Origin of the sequence: Pantoea sp. K16 (genome assembly GCF_048452805.1) — a bacterium.
In the GTDB taxonomy this organism is placed as follows: domain Bacteria; phylum Pseudomonadota; class Gammaproteobacteria; order Enterobacterales; family Enterobacteriaceae; genus Pantoea; species Pantoea agglomerans.
Window position 1 is genome coordinate 20604 of record NZ_JBLWNV010000018.1, and the last position, 19153, is coordinate 39756.

General features: G+C 55.6%; 15 protein-coding genes and 3 tRNA genes (1 of these 18 running past the window's edge). 2 read left to right on the forward strand and 16 right to left on the reverse strand.

Annotated features, from left to right (window positions below; genetic code table 11):
• The 9 genes from ACK13D_RS20085 to tam all read right to left on the reverse strand — a co-directional run.
• A tRNA-Arg gene (locus ACK13D_RS20085) sits at nt 1-53 on the reverse strand; it reaches 124 nt to the left of the window's first position.
• 222 nt (nt 54-275) lie between these two features.
• Nucleotides 276-352: transfer RNA gene (locus ACK13D_RS20090), tRNA-Arg, on the reverse strand.
• A gap of 8 nt (nt 353-360) precedes the next feature.
• Nucleotides 361-453, reverse strand: a tRNA-Ser gene (locus ACK13D_RS20095).
• Nucleotides 454-736: 283 nt separating this feature from the next.
• The gene (csrA, locus tag ACK13D_RS20100) at nt 737-922 is read right to left on the reverse strand and encodes a carbon storage regulator CsrA (RefSeq protein WP_008927091.1); all 186 of its coding nucleotides are present in this window, start codon (nt 920-922) and stop codon (nt 737-739) included.
• A gap of 250 nt (nt 923-1172) precedes the next feature.
• A complete protein-coding gene (gene alaS / locus ACK13D_RS20105) occupies nt 1173-3800 on the reverse strand; it encodes an alanine--tRNA ligase (RefSeq protein WP_010672120.1) in 2628 nt (875 codons plus the stop codon).
• Nucleotides 3801-3933: 133 nt separating this feature from the next.
• On the reverse strand, nt 3934-4452 hold the full coding sequence (locus tag ACK13D_RS20110; protein WP_010248508.1) for a regulatory protein RecX: 519 nt from the start codon (nt 4450-4452) through the stop codon (nt 3934-3936).
• 122 nt (nt 4453-4574) lie between these two features.
• Entirely contained in the window at nt 4575-5642 is a 1068-nt protein-coding gene (gene recA / locus ACK13D_RS20115) for a recombinase RecA (protein WP_010248510.1), read from the reverse strand.
• A gap of 95 nt (nt 5643-5737) precedes the next feature.
• The gene (gene pncC / locus ACK13D_RS20120; protein WP_033780769.1) at nt 5738-6232 is read right to left on the reverse strand and encodes a nicotinamide-nucleotide amidase; all 495 of its coding nucleotides are present in this window, start codon (nt 6230-6232) and stop codon (nt 5738-5740) included.
• Between the two features lie 105 nt (nt 6233-6337).
• Entirely contained in the window at nt 6338-7114 is a 777-nt protein-coding gene (tam, locus tag ACK13D_RS20125) for a trans-aconitate 2-methyltransferase (RefSeq protein ID WP_033770048.1), read from the reverse strand.
• 167 nt (nt 7115-7281) lie between these two features.
• On the opposite strand from tam, the gene ACK13D_RS20130 reads away from it, so the two are divergent.
• Nucleotides 7282-8169 (forward strand): dihydrodipicolinate synthase family protein, encoded by an 888-nt coding sequence (locus ACK13D_RS20130; RefSeq protein ID WP_418797002.1) that lies wholly within the window; start codon nt 7282-7284, stop codon nt 8167-8169.
• Nucleotides 8170-8203: 34 nt separating this feature from the next.
• On the opposite strand, the gene ACK13D_RS20135 is transcribed toward ACK13D_RS20130, so the two are convergent.
• From ACK13D_RS20135 to ACK13D_RS20165, 7 genes are all read right to left on the reverse strand, one after another.
• Entirely contained in the window at nt 8204-8539 is a 336-nt protein-coding gene (locus ACK13D_RS20135) for a zinc ribbon domain-containing protein YjdM (RefSeq protein ID WP_033770017.1), read from the reverse strand.
• A gap of 80 nt (nt 8540-8619) precedes the next feature.
• Nucleotides 8620-9702, reverse strand: a complete 1083-nt coding sequence (gene mltB, locus ACK13D_RS20140) for a lytic murein transglycosylase B (RefSeq protein ID WP_010248519.1) — start codon at nt 9700-9702, stop codon at nt 8620-8622.
• Nucleotides 9703-9851: 149 nt separating this feature from the next.
• Nucleotides 9852-10529 carry a respiratory nitrate reductase subunit gamma gene (gene narI / locus ACK13D_RS20145; RefSeq protein ID WP_022623789.1) on the reverse strand — a complete coding sequence of 226 codons (678 nt, stop codon included), beginning with the start codon at nt 10527-10529 and terminating at the stop codon, nt 9852-9854.
• Entirely contained in the window at nt 10526-11254 is a 729-nt protein-coding gene (narJ, locus tag ACK13D_RS20150) for a nitrate reductase molybdenum cofactor assembly chaperone (protein WP_033772484.1), read from the reverse strand. Before narJ ends, narI begins: the two co-directional genes overlap by 4 nt.
• Complete coding sequence (narH, locus tag ACK13D_RS20155; protein WP_010248525.1) at nt 11251-12795, reverse strand: nitrate reductase subunit beta; 1545 nt, start codon at nt 12793-12795, stop codon at nt 11251-11253. Before narH ends, narJ begins: the two co-directional genes overlap by 4 nt.
• Nucleotides 12792-16553 carry a nitrate reductase subunit alpha gene (locus ACK13D_RS20160; protein WP_187512326.1) on the reverse strand — a complete coding sequence of 1254 codons (3762 nt, stop codon included), beginning with the start codon at nt 16551-16553 and terminating at the stop codon, nt 12792-12794. The genes narH and ACK13D_RS20160 overlap by 4 nt, the downstream gene beginning before the upstream one ends.
• Before the next feature lie 101 nt (nt 16554-16654).
• Nucleotides 16655-18046 carry a NarK family nitrate/nitrite MFS transporter gene (locus ACK13D_RS20165; RefSeq protein WP_010248529.1) on the reverse strand — a complete coding sequence of 464 codons (1392 nt, stop codon included), beginning with the start codon at nt 18044-18046 and terminating at the stop codon, nt 16655-16657.
• Nucleotides 18047-18362: 316 nt separating this feature from the next.
• On the opposite strand from ACK13D_RS20165, the gene narL reads away from it, so the two are divergent.
• Complete coding sequence (gene narL, locus ACK13D_RS20170; protein ID WP_010248531.1) at nt 18363-19010, forward strand: two-component system response regulator NarL; 648 nt, start codon at nt 18363-18365, stop codon at nt 19008-19010.
• The last annotated feature ends 143 nt before the right edge of the window (nt 19011-19153 follow it).

Here is a 19153-nt window from a genome sequence, read left to right on the forward strand (position 1 = left end):
CTCCGACCGCTCGGTTCGTAGCCGAGTACTCTATCCAGCTGAGCTATGGATGCATTGGGGTCTGTCTTTTGGGGTCTATCTTTTGAGGTACAACTTTTTATGGACTTACAGAAACCAACCTGAGGATGTTACAAAGAATGGTGCATCCAGGAGGATTACTCAGCTTGCGCTTCGCCCTATGGGCCGTTGCTGATGCAACGTTATCCTCCTTAGTGCGGCCTGAACGATAATCACGTCATGACACACTGAGGCACTGTCCATATTCGGGAAGAATATGGTGCATCCAGGAGGATTCGAACCTCCGACCGCTCGGTTCGTAGCCGAGTACTCTATCCAGCTGAGCTATGGATGCATCGAAAATGGCGGTGAGGGAGGGATTCGAACCCTCGATACAGCTTTTGACCGTATACTCCCTTAGCAGGGGAGCGCCTTCAGCCTCTCGGCCACCTCACCTTACGCTTTCTTTCGAACTGTGCGTCTGAACGTTGTTTCTGCTCATCGGCACTGCGTGGCGCACATATTACTTTCCCGGACTTTTAAGTCAAACAATTTTTCCGAAACTTTGTTTGATTGAGCAAATCACACACAATTGGGACAAAATGGCGACAAAAAGAGTGAATTATCAACAATGAAAGATGATGGCGTTAACAAAACAGAGGAGGAACAGGTAGAAAGAAAAGGCAGGATTTTTACAGAAAGCGGTAGCGCCTCGCACAGGTGCGAGACGCTGAATCCGTTAAACGCTGGTTTGTTGCGTTTTTTCAGCCTGGATGCGTTGATAGATCTCTTCGCGATGCACAGACACTTCTTTCGGCGCGTTAACACCGATACGAACCTGGTTACCCTTAACACCCAGCACCGTTACAGTTACCTCATCACCGATCATGAGGGTTTCACCAACTCGACGAGTTAGAATAAGCATTCTTTGCTCCTTGAAAGATTAAAAGAGTCGGGCTTGTACAGGCTCCCGGCATTATCCATCATTTAACGCTGCACAATGTGTATGAGAAATACACCAATGCACATCGATGCGCCAATACATTCTGCTGATAGTTAGTTTAGCCGAAATACACTACATCAACCTGACTTTGTCATTTGCTGCTTTAGCATCGTATTAAAAAGCGCCGGAACAACCGTTCTGACGCTTTTTACGATGCCTTGTTTTAATTCACTTACAGACGGCTGCTGACCCAGTCCTCAACCCCTGCTAATGCGCCTTTCAGAGCACCCGCATCGTTACCACCAGCTTGTGCCATATCAGGACGGCCACCGCCCTTCCCGCCAACCTGCTGAGCCAGACCGGCAATCAACTCACCCGCTTTAACACGGTCAGTCAGATCTTTGGTCACACCCGCAATCAGCGACACCTTACCTTCAGTAACCGTTGCCAGCACAATAATCGCCGAACCCAGCTGATTCTTAAGATCATCAACCATGGTACGCAACATTTTAGGTTCAACATTGTTGAGCTCACTGACCAGCAGTTTCACTCCCTTAATGTCGATAGCATTGCTGCTCAGTGAAGCGCTCTCCTGCGCGGCTTGCTGATCGCGCAGTTGCTGCAACTCTTTCTCCAGAGCCCGTACATGATCGACCAGACCACGCACTTTCTCATTCAGGTTGCTGCTGTTCGCTTTTACCAGCTGCGCAAGATCCTGCAGCTGGCTGCTCTGCGCATTGACCTGCGCCAGCGCGCCTTCACCCGTAATCGCTTCGATACGACGAATACCGGCTGCGGTACCTGACTCCGCCTGAATACGGAACAGCCCGATGTCACCCGTGCGCGCAGCATGGGTACCACCACACAGCTCAACAGAGAAATCACCCATGGTCAGAACGCGCACGCGCTGATCATATTTCTCGCCAAACAGTGCCATTGCCCCTTTAGACTTCGCCGCATCCAGATCCATCACTTCGGTTTCAACCGGCAGGTTGCGACGAATTTGCGCATTGACGATATCTTCGACCTGACGAATCTCCTGAGGTTTCATCGCTTCGAAATGCGAGAAATCGAAACGCAGGTACTTGTCGTTAACCAGCGAGCCTTTCTGCGCCACATGCTCACCTAAAACCTGACGCAAGGCGGCATGCAGTAAGTGAGTAGCAGAGTGGTTAAGACGGATGCGCGCACGGCGTGCCGCATCAACCTGTGCCTCAAGGCGATCACCGATACGCAACTGCCCTGCGGTCAGCTTACCGACATGACCGATTGCCTGACCATATTTTTGTGTATCCTGGACGCTAAATTCAGCATTCTTCCCTTTCAGCAGACCGGTATCGCCTACCTGGCCACCCGATTCGCCATAGAATGGCGTTTCATCCAGCACGACCACAGCATCCTGACCCGCGGTCACTTCATCAACCGCCTCGCCTGCAACATAGAGCGCTTTCACCGTGGCAGCTAAATCGAGCTGGTCGTAGCCTTTGAAGGATGAGGCGGCATCAATACGAATAACGTTGCTGTAGTCAGCGCCGAAGCCACTCGCTTCACGTGCGCGCTGACGCTGCTGCTCCATCGCCCGCTCAAAGCCAGCTTCGTCGATCTTCAGATTGCGTTCGCGACAGACGTCAGCCGTTAAATCTGCCGGGAAACCAAAGGTATCGTAGAGACGGAAGACGATTTCGCCATCCAGCGTGTCGCCCTGCAGTTTTTCCAGCTCTTCGTCCAGCAGCGCCAGTCCGCGCTCCAGGGTTCTGGCAAACTGATCTTCTTCGCTTTTCAGCACCTGCTCAACCTGAGCCTGCTGGCGCTGTAACTCTTCGCCTGCGGCACCCATGACCTCAACCAGTGGCGCAACCAGCTTATAGAAGAAGGCCTCTTTAGCGCCCAGCATGTTGCCATGACGCACGGCACGACGAATGATACGACGCAGCACGTAGCCACGGTTCTCATTAGACGGGATGACGCCATCGGCAATCAGGAAAGCACAGGAGCGAATGTGGTCGGCAATGACACGCAGCGATTTGTTACTGAGGTCAGTGGCACCGGTAACCTGCGCCACGGCCTGAATCAGTTTCTGGAACAGGTCGATTTCATAGTTGGAGTTGACGTGTTGCAGAACGGCAGAAATACGCTCAAGGCCCATTCCGGTATCAACCGACGGTTTTGGCAGCGGCAGCATGGTGCCATCAGCCTGACGGTTGAACTGCATAAAGACGATGTTCCAGATCTCAATGTAACGGTCACCATCTTCTTCCGGGCTGCCCGGCGGGCCACCCCAGATGTGATCGCCATGATCGTAGAAAATCTCGCTGCACGGACCACAAGGACCGGTATCGCCCATCTGCCAGAAGTTATCTGACGCATACGCGCTGCCCTTGTTGTCGCCAATGCGAATAATGCGTTCACGTGGCACACCGATTTCGTTCGCCCAGATATCAAAGGCTTCATCGTCGGTTTCATAGATCGTCACCCACAGACGCTCTTTTGGCAGGCTGAACCACTGCTCGCTCGTCAGCAGTTCCCAGGCAAAACCAATCGCCTCTCTCTTAAAATAGTCACCAAAGCTGAAGTTACCCAGCATTTCAAAGAAGGTGTGGTGACGTGCGGTGTAACCGACGTTTTCAAGATCGTTGTGTTTGCCGCCTGCGCGTACGCAGCGCTGTGACGTGGTCGCACGTGTGTAGTCACGTTTGTCCTGACCGAGGAACACATCTTTAAACTGGTTCATCCCGGCGTTAGTAAACAACAACGTTGGATCGTTATTCGGTACGAGGGAGCTGCTGGTTACAACCTCATGTCCCTTGCTATGAAAAAAGTCGAGAAACGCTTGACGGATCTCAGCAGTGCTCTTGCTCATATATATCCTGGAATCACGCTAACGAACGTTCCCTCTGATCGGCGCGACCACATTCTGGTGGTGCCTGATTAGCGGAACAAAAAGTGGGAATAAGATAAATTTTCTTCAGTGGGAAGTAAAATTACATCGGCTTTTAGTCATCAAAATTTCTGAAAATGGACTGGATATCTTCGCTCATAAAACCCTTTGACTGCAGATAGCGTAGTACTTTCGCTTTCTCTTTCCACTCTGTGGGCAGCGGGTGTCCGAATTTTCGTTCAGCCAGCTGAGCCGCGCACGCCGCCCAGTCTACCTCTGTCTCTTCCATTGCAAGATCAATGGCTTCACGGTCGATGCCTTTCTGGCCCAGTTCAAGGCGCACGCGCTGCGATCCAAAGCCTTTACGGCTCCGGCTCTGAATAAATCGTTCGGTGAAACGCTCGTCGTTTAACCAGCCGCTTTCCTGACACCAGTTAAGAACCTGTTCCAGCAACGCTTCGGTAACAATTTCGGGCTCTTTTTTCTGCGCCCACGCAGCACGCTGCGCTGATTGTTGCAGTTTACGCGCTAACTCTGCACGGCTGTGATCGCGCTGACCCAGAATACGCATCGCACGGTCAAGCAGACGAGAGTAAGAGACGACATTAGGTTGGGGCTGAGAGGGTTCAGTCATACTGCGCACCTTGTACAAACAGAGGGAGATTATGGCGACAGAACAGGACAGAGGGAAGGCAAGAAAGGCAATAGAGGGGGATAAAACTACGGGAGAGGCTTTCGCCCCTCCCGCATCAGAGATTAGAAGTCTTCGTTCGCTTCAGCCGCGTCTTCTTTCTCAGCAGCCTTGTCGGCTGCTGCGAGTTTTTCATCCGCGCCGTTGAGCAACATCTCACGTAACTTCAGATCAATCTCGTTTGCCACAGCAGCATTCTCTTTCAGGAAGTTGCCGGCATTCGATTTACCCTGACCAATCTTGTCGCCATTGTAGCTGTACCATGCACCCGCTTTTTCAATCAGCTTGTGCTTCACGCCCAGGTCGACCAGCTCACCAAAGGTATTGATACCTTCGCCGTACATGATCTGGAACTCAGCCTGTTTGAATGGCGCGGCGATTTTGTTTTTCACCACTTTAACGCGGGTCTCACTGCCGACCACGTTATCGCCCTCTTTGATTGCACCGATACGGCGGATATCAAGACGGACAGAGGCGTAGAACTTCAGCGCGTTACCACCAGTGGTGGTTTCCGGGTTACCAAACATCACACCAATTTTCATACGGATCTGGTTGATGAAAATCAGCAGGGTATTGGACTGCTTCAGGTTACCGGCCAGTTTACGCATCGCCTGGCTCATCATACGTGCCGCGAGGCCCATGTGTGAGTCACCGATTTCACCTTCGATTTCCGCTTTAGGCGTCAGCGCCGCGACGGAGTCGACGATGATCACGTCAACGGCACCAGAGCGCGCCAGCGCATCACAGATTTCCAGCGCCTGCTCACCAGTGTCTGGCTGAGAGCAGAGCAGGTTATCAATGTCTACGCCGAGTTTCTTGGCGTAAACCGGATCAAGCGCATGTTCTGCATCGATAAAGGCACAGGTTTTACCTTTACGCTGTGCAGATGCGATAACCTGCAAAGTCAGCGTGGTTTTACCTGAAGACTCAGGTCCATAGATCTCAACGATACGGCCCATTGGCAGACCGCCTGCGCCTAATGCGATATCCAGCGACAGCGAGCCGGTAGAGATAGTTTCCACATCCATTGAGCGGTCTTCACCCAAGCGCATGATGGAGCCTTTACCAAATTGCTTCTCAATCTGGCCAAGCGCGGCAGCTAAAGCCTTCTGTTTGTTTTCATCAATCGCCATTTCAACTCCTAATCAAGCCGGGTAAACACGCACTCAGGGTGCCTGTACTCTTTCTGTTGCCGACAATTATACTGTATAGTCATACAGTATCAAGTTTAATTTGTCAGAAATTCGCCATACAGTTTCTGCAGGGCCCATGCCACCGACTGGCGGCGTACGGCATCACGATCGCCGCTAAAATGCTGCTGAAAAGTCAATACGTTATCCTGCGGCCCGGCAAAGCCAAACCACACCGTGCCCACCGGTTTTTCTTCACTGCCGCCATCCGGACCGGCAATACCGCTGACGGAGACCGCGTAGTCAGCATGGGCCGCCCTGCGGGCACCCAGCGCCATCTCCCGCACCACCACATCACTTACCGCACCATACTGCAACAGCGAAGCAGCCTGAACACTGACCATCTGCTGTTTGGCCTGGTTACTGTAGGTCACAAAACCGCGTTCGAACCAGGCGGAGCTGCCGCTGATATCGGTAAAGACTTTGGCAATCCATCCCCCCGTGCAGGATTCCGCACAGGTTACGGTGGCATTGCGCTGCTTCAGCTTCTCACCTATCTGCGCACTAAGCGCCTGCAATTGCTGATCATCCATTGCGATTCTCCCTTTGGCTGTGGGTTGAAGGTGGTGCAGAAAAACCGCTTTTTCAAGGTCACTCACCATTATTACGCTGTTTTTGCGGCCAGCTTTCCACTGCGCTTACCGGTTTTTCACCGCAACCATAAAAAGACGCGGGAAGGCGAGCAACACCTGACCATCGGCCTGAGCCGGATAAGCCGCGAGCAAACGCTGATGATAATCGGTCAGAAACGCCGTCTGTTCGGTCTCATCCAGCGTTGCCAGGAAAGGCCGTAAACCGGTCGCCTGCAGCCAGCTGATAATCGCCTGCGCATCGGCCATCACGTGATAATAGGTGGTACGCCAGATATCCACCTCACAGCCGGCCTGCGTCAGCAGATCGTAATACTCGCCCGTGGAAAGCAGCTGTGTACGTTCAGCGGCATCGGCATTGATGCGTGAACGCCAGCGATCTGTTGCCGCCACCTCGCGCATCAGCCGGTGCGACGGCTCATTGAGGTTATCAGGCATCTGGATCGCTAACACGCCACCGGGCGCCAGCTGGCTGACCAGATGGGGAAACAGCGTTGCGTGATTATCCAGCCATTGCAGAGACGCATTGGCGTAGACCACCTGCTGCGGCACATCGGCCTGCCAGTTGCGGATGTCCGCCTGGATAAAACGACAGTGCGGCAGGCGTTCAGCGGCCTGAGTTAACATCGTGGCGGAACTGTCCAGCCCGGTAATCTGCGCCAGTGGCCAGGCATCGGCGAGCAGCTCGGTGCTGTTACCGGGCCCGCATCCCAGATCGGTCACCTGCTCAACCTGTTCCAGGCTGAGGCGCGCCAGAAGTTCGCGGGCTGGACGGGTTCGTTCTGCTTCAAACTTACGGTACAGCACAGGATCCCACTCTTTCATCATGACCTCTCGCTCAGTTATCAGATGCATCCGCTTACTGAGACGGATGAAAGAGGAAAAAGTGCGACCCGTTGCTCACTTTTGAATCATGCGCTGGCAGAGACCGGCCGGAGTCATTAAGTTAAAACGCTGTTTCATTTTTTTAACATCCGATTCAGGAGTCATTTATGAGTGAAAAATCGCCCTTTGCCGGTGTCTGGTGCCCTTCAGTCACCCCGTTTAATGCGCAGGGTGCGGTCGATATTGATGCGCTCGGGCGACATTTCTCCCGCCTCAATGACTCCGGTATCGATACCTTACTGGTGATGGGCAGCATTGGCGAGTTCGCCTCACTGACGCAGCAGGAACGCTTACAACTGATTCAGGAAGCCAGACCCTTGTCATCGCTGAAGATGGTCGCGAACGTCTCGGCAACCTGCATTCCTGACATGCTGGAGCTGGCTGAAGCCGCCTGGAAAAATGATTTTGACGCGGTGATGGTGCTGCCACCCTACTATTATGGCCAGACGCAAAACCAGCTGATGCACTACTTCGAAGCACTGGACGCCCAGCTGGGTGGTAAATGGTTTGCCTACAACTTTCCGGCCCGCACCGGCTGCGATCTGACGCCCGCGCTGATTGCCGCCCTGGCGGCAAAGCTGCCCAACTTCGCCGGCATTAAAGATACGGTGGATTGCCTGTCGCATAACCGGATGATGATTGAAGAGACCCGCAAGGTGCGTAGCGATTTCGCCGTACTGTCGGGGTATGACGAGTACCTGCTCCCGAACCTGCTGGCGGGCGGTGCCGGTATAATTTCAGGACTGAATAATATTGTACCGGAGTACTTTGCGCAGATGATGACGGCATGGCGAAGTGGCAATCTGCCGGAGCTGACGCGCCTGCAGCAGCAGATCGGCCGTCTGATGGCGATTTACAGTATTGGAGATGATTTCGTAACGACAATTAAAACGGCCGTGGCACGGCGCTATGACTCGATGAGCAGCGGCTCACGAAACTACGGTGGCACGCTGAATGCGGAACAGTGTGCCGCAATTGATAAGCTGTTCAGCTAAGCAGGAAAGCGGGCGCATCCCTGCGCCCCTGATCTCAGTTCTTTTTCACAAACTCAGATTTTAATTTCATCGGGCCAAAACCGTCGATTTTACAATCGATGTTGTGGTCCCCTTCAACCAGACGAATGCTTTTCACTTTAGTGCCGATCTTCAGCGATGAAGAACTGCCCTTCACCTTGAGATCTTTGATCACCGTGACGCTGTCGCCATCTGCCAGCAGATTGCCGTTGGCATCACGCACTTCCAGTGATGCGTTGCTGCTGTCACCTTCTCCCTCGGTCCAGATGTGACCGCAGGAGGGGCAGTTAAGGTTATCGCCATCTTGCCAGGTGTAATCGGCGTGACAAGCCGGGCAGGCAGGTAAAGACATAATGACTCCAGAAATATCAGTGGCTGTGTGGCCTGAAAAAGGGCGTCATCATATAACCTTACAGTTAACAAGGATAGCCTTTATAACAGGCCGCCCTGGCGCGCCTTGCTCACCGCCTCACCCAGCTGCCACACCGCCATCGCATAATGGGTACTGTGGTTGTAGCGGGTAATGACATAGAAATTGGGTAAGCCGTACCAGTACTGGTAGCTGGTGCCCAAATCCAGGCGTAGCAGACTGACCTGATCGTTACCGTTCAGCGAGCCCTGTGGGGACAATCCTGACGCCGCCAGCATGCTCACGCTGTAACGGGTTTTGAAGCCATCTTCCAGCATCGGTGCCTGACCGCTGGCCGGAACAGCCACGTTTTCGCCGCTGCGCCAGCCATGCTTCTGGAAATAGTGCGCCACGCTGCCGATAGCATCCACCGGATCCCACAGGTTTGCATGACCGTCGCCGTTGAAATCAACCGCATAATCATTGTAAGAGGAGGGCATAAACTGACCATAGCCCATCGCCCCGGCAAAGGAGCCTTTCAGCGCCAGCGGGTCATCCTGCTCTTTGCGCGACATCAACAGAAAGGTTTCCAGCTCGCTGCTGAAGTACTCTGCGCGGCGCGGATAGTTAAAGGATAAGGTCGCAAGCGCATCCAGAATCCGCGTTTTCCCCATCACGCGACCCCAGCGGGTTTCTACGCCAATGATGCCCACAATAATTTCTGGCGGCACGCCATAAACCTGCTGCGCGCGTTGCAGGGCATCCTGATACTGATTCCAGAACGCCACCCCATTTTGCACGTTATCGGGCGTAATGAACTTGTTGCGATAGCGGATCCAGGCGCCATTAGGTCCTGGCGCTGGCGTATAGCTTGGTGCCTGACGATCCATCAGTCGCAGCACATAATCCAGTCGTTTGGCCTGACCGATGATGTTGTGCAGTTGCTGACGGTCAAAGTCATGCTTCTCCACCATCTTATCGATAAATTGCTCTGCTGCCGGGTTACCGGCAAAGTCGCCAAACATCGCCTGTCCGCTGTGCGACGGCTGCAGTAAAAAACCGCCCTGTGGCGCAGCCAGCATCTTCTGCTGGGACGGGACTTCAGGTTTGCTGCTGCAGGAGGCCAGAAGCGGGATGAACGCAAGGAAGGCTAACTTGAGGCGCATCGGTTATCCATAAACGAGGGGTAATTTCAGATGCGGTAATAGTAGACGTTCAGCGCAATGACATACAGGGCAAAATCTTAAAAAAACGTCAAGGCAGCCGTGGGCTAAAATGGCTGCGGGGCTCTCTCTGCCCCGCAGCCATCATGCGCTTAGCGGCGGTTTCTCACCAGCTGATAGCGACGGGTCAGATACTCAACCGGCGCGCTCCAGATGTGCACCAGCCGGCAGAACGGGAACAGCAGGAACAGCGTCATTCCCAGCACCATGTGCACGCGGTAGATAAACGCCACGCCGTCGAGATGCTGCGAAGCGCCACCGTGGAAGGTCACCACCGCCTGCGCCCAGCCCACCAGCTTCATCATTTCACTGCCGTCCATATGCTGGGCGGAGAAGGGAATGGTCAGCAGGCCCAGCGTCGCCTGAGCCACCAGCAGGGTCATGATCAGAATATCACCGACGCTACTGGTCGCCCGCACCCGTGGATTGGTCAGACGGCGCTTCAGCAGCAGTCCACCGCCCACCAGTGTCATCGCCCCGAACAGGCCACCGGCAATCATCGCCAGTTTCTGCTTCACGTCGATCGGCAGGAAGGATTCATACATCCAGTGCGGCGTCAGCATCCCGACGATATGACCGAAGAAAATACCGATGATGCCGATGTGAAACAGGTTGGAGGCGAGACGCATCCCTTTTTTGTCCAGCATCTGACTGGAACCGGCACGCCAGCTGTACTGCCCGTAGTCATAGCGCAGCCAGCTTCCCACCAGGAAGACCGTTCCGGCGAGATAGGGGTAAATATCGAAGAAGAAAGTGTTAATAAAATTCATGCTGATTCTCCTGTGGTACGCGCCGTCGCCGCGGCGATGTCCAGATACTGCGGCGCGACCGCATCGGCGAAGCGACGCTGATGCATCGCCTGCTGCGCCGAGGCGCAGCCCTGTTCGCCGAGAAATTTAATCTGCTCCTCTTCCCAGACAGCATCCAGTGCTGCCGGCGTATCGTCGCGCGCTTCCTGCGCCACCTGTGGCTTGAGGGCCGCAGGATCAACCGCGCTACCGGACAGCGTCAGTAACACTGTGAAGAGATCGGCGTAGGGGCTCTGACGCTCTTCAAGCCGCGCCGCCAGCAAGGCCAGGATAGGCACGATGTCGTCCAGTCCCTGACGCGCGGCCTCATCGCTTTTACAGGCGAGATACTCCAGGTAGAGCGGCAGGAAATCGGGCAGCTCTTTGCTGTCCAGCTCCAGACCATCGGCACGATACTGTTCCAGCAGATCAACCATCGCCTGACCGCGATCGCGTGACTCACCGTGCACGTGTTCAAACAGCAGCAGCGAGGTGGCGCGGCCACGATCAAACAGTTCGCAGTAGTCAGCCTGCACGTCGAGCAGTGGCCGGGCACAGAGCTGATTGATAAACCGCACCAGCCGTGCGCTCTGCTGCAGGTTGAGTTCAGTGGCGTCATCCAGCGCCGCGATCAGGTCGGAAGAGTGGGTAAACAGCGCCTCGTCCGGGTAGTCCAGCAGCCGCGAAAGAATCCGTAACGTCATCATGAGGCATCCTCCGGACGAATGGTTTTCTTACTGACGTCGATGGCATCAATACGGCGGCTGTTGAACAGGTTGAATTTGCTGTCGCTGCCGTGACAGCCATCGCCAAAGCTAAAGCCGCAGCCTTTGCTTTCCGGGAAGGCTTCACGTGCCAGTTCGCGATGGCTGGAAGGCACCACAAAGCGATCTTCATAGTTCGCGATCGCCAGATAGCGGTACATCTCCTGCGCCTGCGCTTCGGTCAGGCCGACCTGCTCCAGCGCCCGGATATCATGCTCACCGTCCACGCTTTCTGCGCGTTTGTAATGACGCATTGCCAGCATTCGCTTCAGTGCCAGCAGCACCGGTGCGGTGTCGCCTGCGGTCAGCAGGTTCGCCAGATACTCAACCGGAATGCGCAGGCTTTCCACATCCGGCAGCACGCCGGTGTGCGCCAGCGCCCCGCCATCCACCGCCGACTGAATCGGTGACAGTGGTGGCACATACCAGACCATCGGCAGCGTGCGGTATTCAGGGTGAAGTGGCAGCGCCAGCTTCCACTCCATCGCCATTTTATAGACCGGTGAACGCTGTGCTGCATCGATCACGCTCTGCGCAACGCCATCTTTCAGCGCCTGCGCAATCACCGCCGGATCGTTGGGATCAAGGAAGATATCCAGCTGGCTCTGATAGAGATCTTTCTCGTTTTCCGCTGCGGCCGCCTGTTCAATGCGGTCAGCGTCATAGAGCAACACGCCGAGATAGCGGATACGGCCGACACAGGTTTCTGAACAGACGGTGGGCTGGCCCGCTTCAATGCGCGGATAACAGAAAATGCATTTTTCTGATTTGCCGCTTTTCCAGTTGAAGTAGATCTTCTTGTACGGACAGCCGGTGAGGCACATCCGCCAGCCGCGACATTTATCCTGGTCGATCAGTACGATGCCATCTTCGCCGCGTTTGTAGATCGCGCCGCTTGGGCAGGTCGCCACACACGCCGGGTTGAGGCAGTGCTCACACAGGCGCGGCAGGTACATCATGAAGGTGTGCTCAAACTGACCGTAAATCTCCTTCTGGATGTTATCGAAGTTCTTATCCTGCGAACGTTTGGCAAACTCGCCGCCGAGGATCTCTTCCCAGTTCGGGCCGTTTTCGATCTTTTTCATCCGCTGACCGGTGATCAGCGAGCGCGGACGCGCAATCGGCTGATGCTTACCGGCGGGCGCATTGTGCAGATGCTGATAATCAAAATCGAACGGTTCGTAGTAATCATCCAGCGCGGGCACATCCGGGTTGGCGAAGATCTTCGACAGCAGACCGATGCGACTCCCCATGCGCGGCTCCAGCTTACCGTTGATCTTACGGATCCAGCCGCCCTTCCACTTCTGCTGATCTTCCCAGGCGTGCGGATAGCCGACACCAGGCTTGCTTTCGACGTTGTTAAACCAGGCGTACTCCATGCCCTCGCGGCTGGTCCAGACGTTTTTACAGGTCACCGAGCAGGTGTGGCAGCCGATACATTTGTCGAGGTTCAGCACCATGCCGACCTGTGAACGAATTTTCATGGTTTTACCTCCTGCTGGCTGCCCTGGCAGGCATCGTTGCCTTCCCCATCTAACCAGTTAACGTTGTTCATTTTTCTCACTACCACGAACTCATCGCGGTTCGAGCCGACGGTGCCGTAGTAGTTAAAGCCCCAGGAGAGCTGCGCATAACCGCCGATCATATGGGTCGGTTTCGGGCAGGTCCGCGTCACCGAGTTATGGATCCCGCCGCGCTGGCTGGTGATCTCCGAGCCAGGGATATTCACGATACGTTCCTGCGCGTGGTACATCATGGTCATACCCGCCGGGATGCGCTGACTCACTACTGCACGTGCGGTCAGCGCACCGTTGGCATTGAACGCCTCGATCCAGTCGTTATCCACGATACCCAGCTCACGAGCGTCATCTTCACTCATCCAGACAATCGGTCCGCCGCGCGACAGTGTCAGCATCAGCAGGTTATCGCTGTAGGTGGAGTGAATGCCCCACTTCTGGTGTGGCGTCAGGAAGTTCAACGCCTTCTCCGGGTTACCGTTGGGTTTGCTGTTCAGCAACGGCTTCGCCGCGCGGGTATCGATTGGCGGACGATAGACCATCAGGCTCTCACCGAAGGCGCGCATCCACTCATGATCCTGATAGAGCTGCTGACGGCCGCTCAGGGTTCGCCACGGGATCAGCTCATGAACGTTGGTGTAGCAGGCGTTGTAAGAGACATGTTCATCTTCCAGCCCTGACCAGGTCGGGCTGGAGATAATTTTGCGCGGCTGCGCCTGGATATCGCGGAAGCGAATCTTCTCATCTTCTTTATTGAGCGCCAGGTGGGTGTGGTCACGACCGGTAATCACGCCAAGTGCCTGCCAGGCTTTCACCGCCACCTGACCATTGGTTTCCGGTGCCAGCGCCAGGATCACTTCTGCCGCATCGATCGCCGTGTCGATATTCGGCCGCCCCGCTGCCGGGCCATCCGCTTTGACGTAGTTCAGTTGCTTGAGGAAATCGACCTCTTTGCTGGTGTTCCAGCTGATACCTTTGCCGCCGTTACCCAGGGTCTCCAGCAACGGTCCCAGCGAGGTAAAGCGCTCCCAGGTCGCCGGATAGTCGCGCTCCACCACCATAATGTGTGGCGCGGTTTTACCCGGAATCAGATCGCATTCGCCTTTTTTCCAGTCTTTCGCCTCAAAAGGCTGCGCCAGTTCCGCGGGTGAGTCATGCAACACCGGCAGAGTAACGACGTCCGTTTCAACGCCTAAATGACCCGGGCAGAGATCGGAGAAGGCTTTGGCGATGCCTTTGTAGATCTCCCAGTCACTTTTTGAGTCCCAGGCAGGATCGACGGCCGCCGAAAGCGGATGAATAAACGGATGCATATCCGAGGTATTCATATCGTCTTTTTCATACCAGGTCGCCGTTGGCAGCACGACATCGGAGTAGAGACAGGTGCTCGACATGCGGAAGTCGAGTGTGACCACCAGATCCAGTTTGCCTTCGGCACCCTGATCCAGCCACTCCACCTCTTCCGGCTTCACGCGGCCCTGCTGGCCTAAATCTTTGCCCTGAATGCCGTTTTCCGTGCCCAGCAGATACTTCAGCATGTACTCATGCCCTTTACCGGATGAGCCGAGCAGATTGGAGCGCCAGACAAACAGGTTACGCGGGAAGTTCTGCGGATCGTCCGGCTGTTCAGCGGCAAACCGCATGGTGCCCTGCTTCAGGCTTTCCACGGTGTAATCCAGCGGCGACTGACCGGCGGCTTTCGCCTGCGCCGCGATGTGCAGCGGGTTGACGTTAAGCTGCGGCGCTGAAGGCAGCCAGCCCATACGTTCGGAACGGACGTTAAGGTCGATCAGGCTGCCGCTGTAGCGACTTTTATCCGCCAGCGGGGAGAGCAATTCGCTGGTGGCCAGGGTTTCATAGCGCCACTGACTGGAGTGGTTGTAGAAGAAGGAGGTGCTGTTCATCTGGCGTGGCGGACGCTGCCAGTCCAGGCCAAAGGCCAGCGGGGTCCAGCCGGTCTGCGGACGGAGTTTCTCCTGGCCGACATAGTGCGCCCAGCCACCGCCGCTTTGACCGACGCAGCCGCAGAAAATCAGCATGTTCATCAGGCCACGGTAGTTCATGTCCATGTGATACCAGTGGTTCATACCGGCACCGACGATGATCATTGAACGGCCACGGGTTTTCTCAGCGTTTTCGGCAAACTCACGGGCAATGCGGATGATGTTCTGACGGGAGACACCCGTAATCTGCTCCGCCCAGGCCGGGCTGTACGCTTTGATCTCATCGTAGTTTTGCGCGCAGTTGGCATCATCCAGACCGCGATCCAGACCGTAGTTCGCCAGGGTCAGATCGTAGACGCTGGTGACCAGCGCTTCGCTGCCATCGGCCAGTTGCAGGCGTTTCACCGGCAGCTTATGCAGCAGGATTTCGTCCAGCGCAACGCTGTTGAAATGCTCGCTGGTAATGCCACCGAAGTAAGGGAAGCCGACCTCGACCACCTCATCGTGGCTGCCGAGCAGGCTGAGCTGCAGTTCAACTTCCTGATGTGACGCCCCATCACGCTGCTCGAGGTTCCATTTGCCTTTTTCGCCCCAGCGGAAACCGATAGATCCCTGCGGTGCGGTCAGCTCCCCGGTCGCCTCGTTGATCGCGACGGTTTTCCACTCAGGGTTATTCTCCTGACCCAGCCCATCCACCAGATCGCTGGCGCGCAGCTGACGGCCTGCGGCGTAAAAACCGCCCTCACGGGGTTCCAGCAGCACCAGCATCGGCATATCAGTGTAGCGACGCACGTAGTCGCGGAAATAGCCAACTTCGCGATCAAGATGAAACTCTTTCAGCATCACGTGGCCCATCGCCAGCGCCATCGCGCTGTCGGTGCCCTGCTTCGGACTCAGCCACTGGTCACACAGCTTCGCGACCTCAGCATAGTCCGGGGTAATCGCCACGGTTTTCGTCCCTTTATAGCGGACTTCGGTGAAGAAGTGCGCATCCGGGGTGCGGGTCTGCGGCACGTTCGAGCCCCAGGCAATGATGTAGGAGGAGTTGTACCAGTCAGCCGATTCCGGCACGTCGGTCTGCTCGCCCCAGGTCATCGGTGACGCAGGCGGCAGATCGCAGTACCAGTCGTAGAAGCTCAGACAGGTTCCGCCAATCAGTGACAGGTAACGTGCGCCCGCAGCGTAAGAGACCATCGACATCGCCGGAATCGGCGAGAATCCCATAATGCGGTCAGGGCCATAGGTCTTCGCGGTGCAGATGTTCGCGGCAGCGATCATCTCGTTAACTTCCTGCCAGCTGGCGCGGACAAAGCCACCGCGTCCACGCGCCTGCTTGTAGCTTTTCGCTTTCTCCGGATTGCTGATGATGGATGCCCAGGCATCCACCGGATCGCTGTGCTGCGCTTTCGCGTCGCGCCAGAGCTGAATCAGCTTCTTGCGCATCAATGGATATTTCAGGCGGTTAGCGCTGTAGAGATACCACGAGTAGCTGGCACCGCGTGGGCAGCCACGCGGCTCATGGTTTGGCAGATCGGGACGGGTACGCGGATAGTCGGTCTGCTGGGTTTCCCAGGTGACCAGTCCATTTTTGACGTAGATTTTCCAGCTGCATGAGCCGGTACAGTTAACGCCGTGCGTGGAGCGCACGATTTTATCGTGCTGCCAGCGACTGCGATAGCCATCTTCCCAGTCGCGGTTGCTGTTTAACGTCTGGCCATGCTGGCCTGAAAAGGGTTCGGCCAGCTGTTTGAAATAGCGAAACCGATCAAGAAACTTGCTCATCCGGAATACTCCTGAAGGCTTAATGTGACATTGCTGACTCTGCATCTGTCCCGACACAGAAAGTGAAATTGTGCCGGTGCGCCACACCGGCTTTGTCGTTATCAGGCGCGTGCTTTTCGGCCGTAAACCAGCCAGGTCACCGCGATGCAGCAGAGATAAAAGACCAGGAAGATTTTCATCGCGCCGGCGGGTGAACCGGTCATCGCGAGCGACAGGCCAAAAGTCTGCGGAATAAAGAAACCGCCCAGCGCGCCAATCGCGGAGATAAAGCCGAGCGCAGCAGAGGTTTCTGTTGCCGCTTCACGCTGTGCCAGCGCATCGTCGCCGCCCTCAGCTTTGATACGTTCCAGCGTCAGCTTACGGAAGATCACCGCAATCATCTGGTAGGTGGAGCCGCTGCCCAGCCCGGACGTCAGGAACAGGCCCATAAACACGGCGAAGAAGGCAACGAACGAGCCATCATGTCCGGCACCCGGCAGGGTGAGGAACAGCAGCGCAGCAAACAGCGCCATCAGCACGTAGTTGACAAGCGTGACGCGGGTACCGCCGAAGCGGTCAGAAATGATGCCGCCTGCTGAACGGGCCAGCGCGCCAATAAAGGGGCCGAAAAAGGCGTAATGCATGATCACGACATCAGGAAATTGCGTCTTCGTCAGCATGGCAAAACCGGCAGAGAAACCGATAAATGAGCCAAAGGTGGCCAGATAGAGCAGCGCCATAACCCACAGGTGTGGACGTTTCAGCACCGGCAACTGCTCACGCAGCGAGGATTTCGCCGCCGCCAGGTCGTTCATGCCGAACCAGGCCGCCAGCGTGCCGATCGCCAGGAACGGCACCCAGATCCAGGCGGCATTTTCCAGCCAGATGCTGTCGCCGGTGACGGTGGTCTGACCCACATCGGCAAAACCAAAAATGGCACAGGAGATCGCCAGCGGGGCGACAAACTGCATTACGCTGACGCCAAGGTTACCGAGGCCGCCGTTGATACCCAGCGCGCCGCCCTGACGGGCTTTGGGAAAGAAGAAGCTGATATTGCCCATGCTCGACGCGAAGTTAGCGCCACCAAAACCGCACAGCAGGGAAATCACCATAAAAGTGGTGAATGAGGTCTGGCTGTCCTGTACGGCAAAGCCGAGCCACAGGCAGGGAATGATCAGGATGCCGGTGCTGAAGGCGGTCCAGCGACGTCCTCCAAAGATGGGAATAACAAAAGAGTAAGGCACACGCAGCAACGCGCCAGAAACCGACGGCAGTGCGGTCAGTAAAAAGAGCTGCTCAGTGCTGAAGGTAAAGCCAACTTTATTCAGGTTAACCGCAACGGTGCTGAACAGCATCCAGACGCAGAAGCCCAGCAGCAGACAGAAGACAGAAATCCACAGGTTACGGCTGGCGATACGTTTACCACGCGCCTGCCAGAACGCATCGTTTTCCGGTTGCCAGTCCTGAATTAACGCGCCGCGCGTCGGGGTTTGCAAAGAGGTGGATTGGGTCATAAATCTCTCATCAGCAGAATAATAATTGTGCGTATCCTGCGCATCCGCCGTGGTGTCGGGCTTGATACAAATCAACGGCAATGCAGGTTACAGAGGCGCGGCGCCCTCTCTTCACCCCGGTTAAGTAGTTGACTGAATTCAGATAACCCTTATAAATCATAGGGTTTAAACACAGCCGCCAATGCCTTCTGTAAAAGGGTGTCCGACTGGAAATAAAGGAGTAGTCCATTGGGGGTATATAGCGACCCCGCTTCACCGGTAAGATAGGCTCTCCGCCCGCTCAGGGCTGGCGTATGTGACAGGAACAGGAGCCATTGTGACGGCAGAGAAATTTACGCTTTTATTGATCGACGACCATCCCATGCTGCGCAATGGCCTGAAGCAGCTGATTGCGCTGGATGAAAGACTGCAGGTGGTTGCCGAAGCGGGTAATGGCATTGATGGCCTGGCGCTGGCACAGCAGCATGATCCCGACCTGATCCTGCTTGATCTTAATATGCCAGGTCTGAACGGACTGGATACCCTGACCCAGCTGCGTGAGATAGCCCTTTCTGGCCGGGTAGTGGTGTTCAGCGTTTCAGATAATGAAGAGGATGTGGTCAGCGCGCTGAAGCGCGGCGCTGATGGTTATCTGCTGAAAGATATGGAACCGGAAGCCTTACTGAAAGCGCTGCATCAGGCTGCTGCCGGTCAGATCGTGCTGAGCGAGGCGTTAACTCCGATTCTGGTCGCCCGGTTGCGTGAAGCGCAGCCTGCTCAGACGCGCGACATTAATCAGCTGACCCGGCGCGAACGCGATATTCTGCAACTGATCAGCGACGGGATGACCAATAAAGCGATTGCCCGCAAGCTGGCCATCAGTGAAAGCACGGTTAAGGTTCACGTTAAATATCTGCTGAAGAAGATGAACCTTAAATCCCGACTTGAAGCCGCCGTCTGGGCGCTGCAGAACGGGCTGCACTGACTTTTCCCCCTTCCCGATGCGGCGCAGTGCCGTCCTGCCGGCCATAAACTGCCGCAGAAATCGCGAGCCGCCTCGCAGCCCCGCATCAGCGTCATGAGAACAGGCACTTTTTTGTCGCCAGCCGCCGCCACATTTGCCAGGAT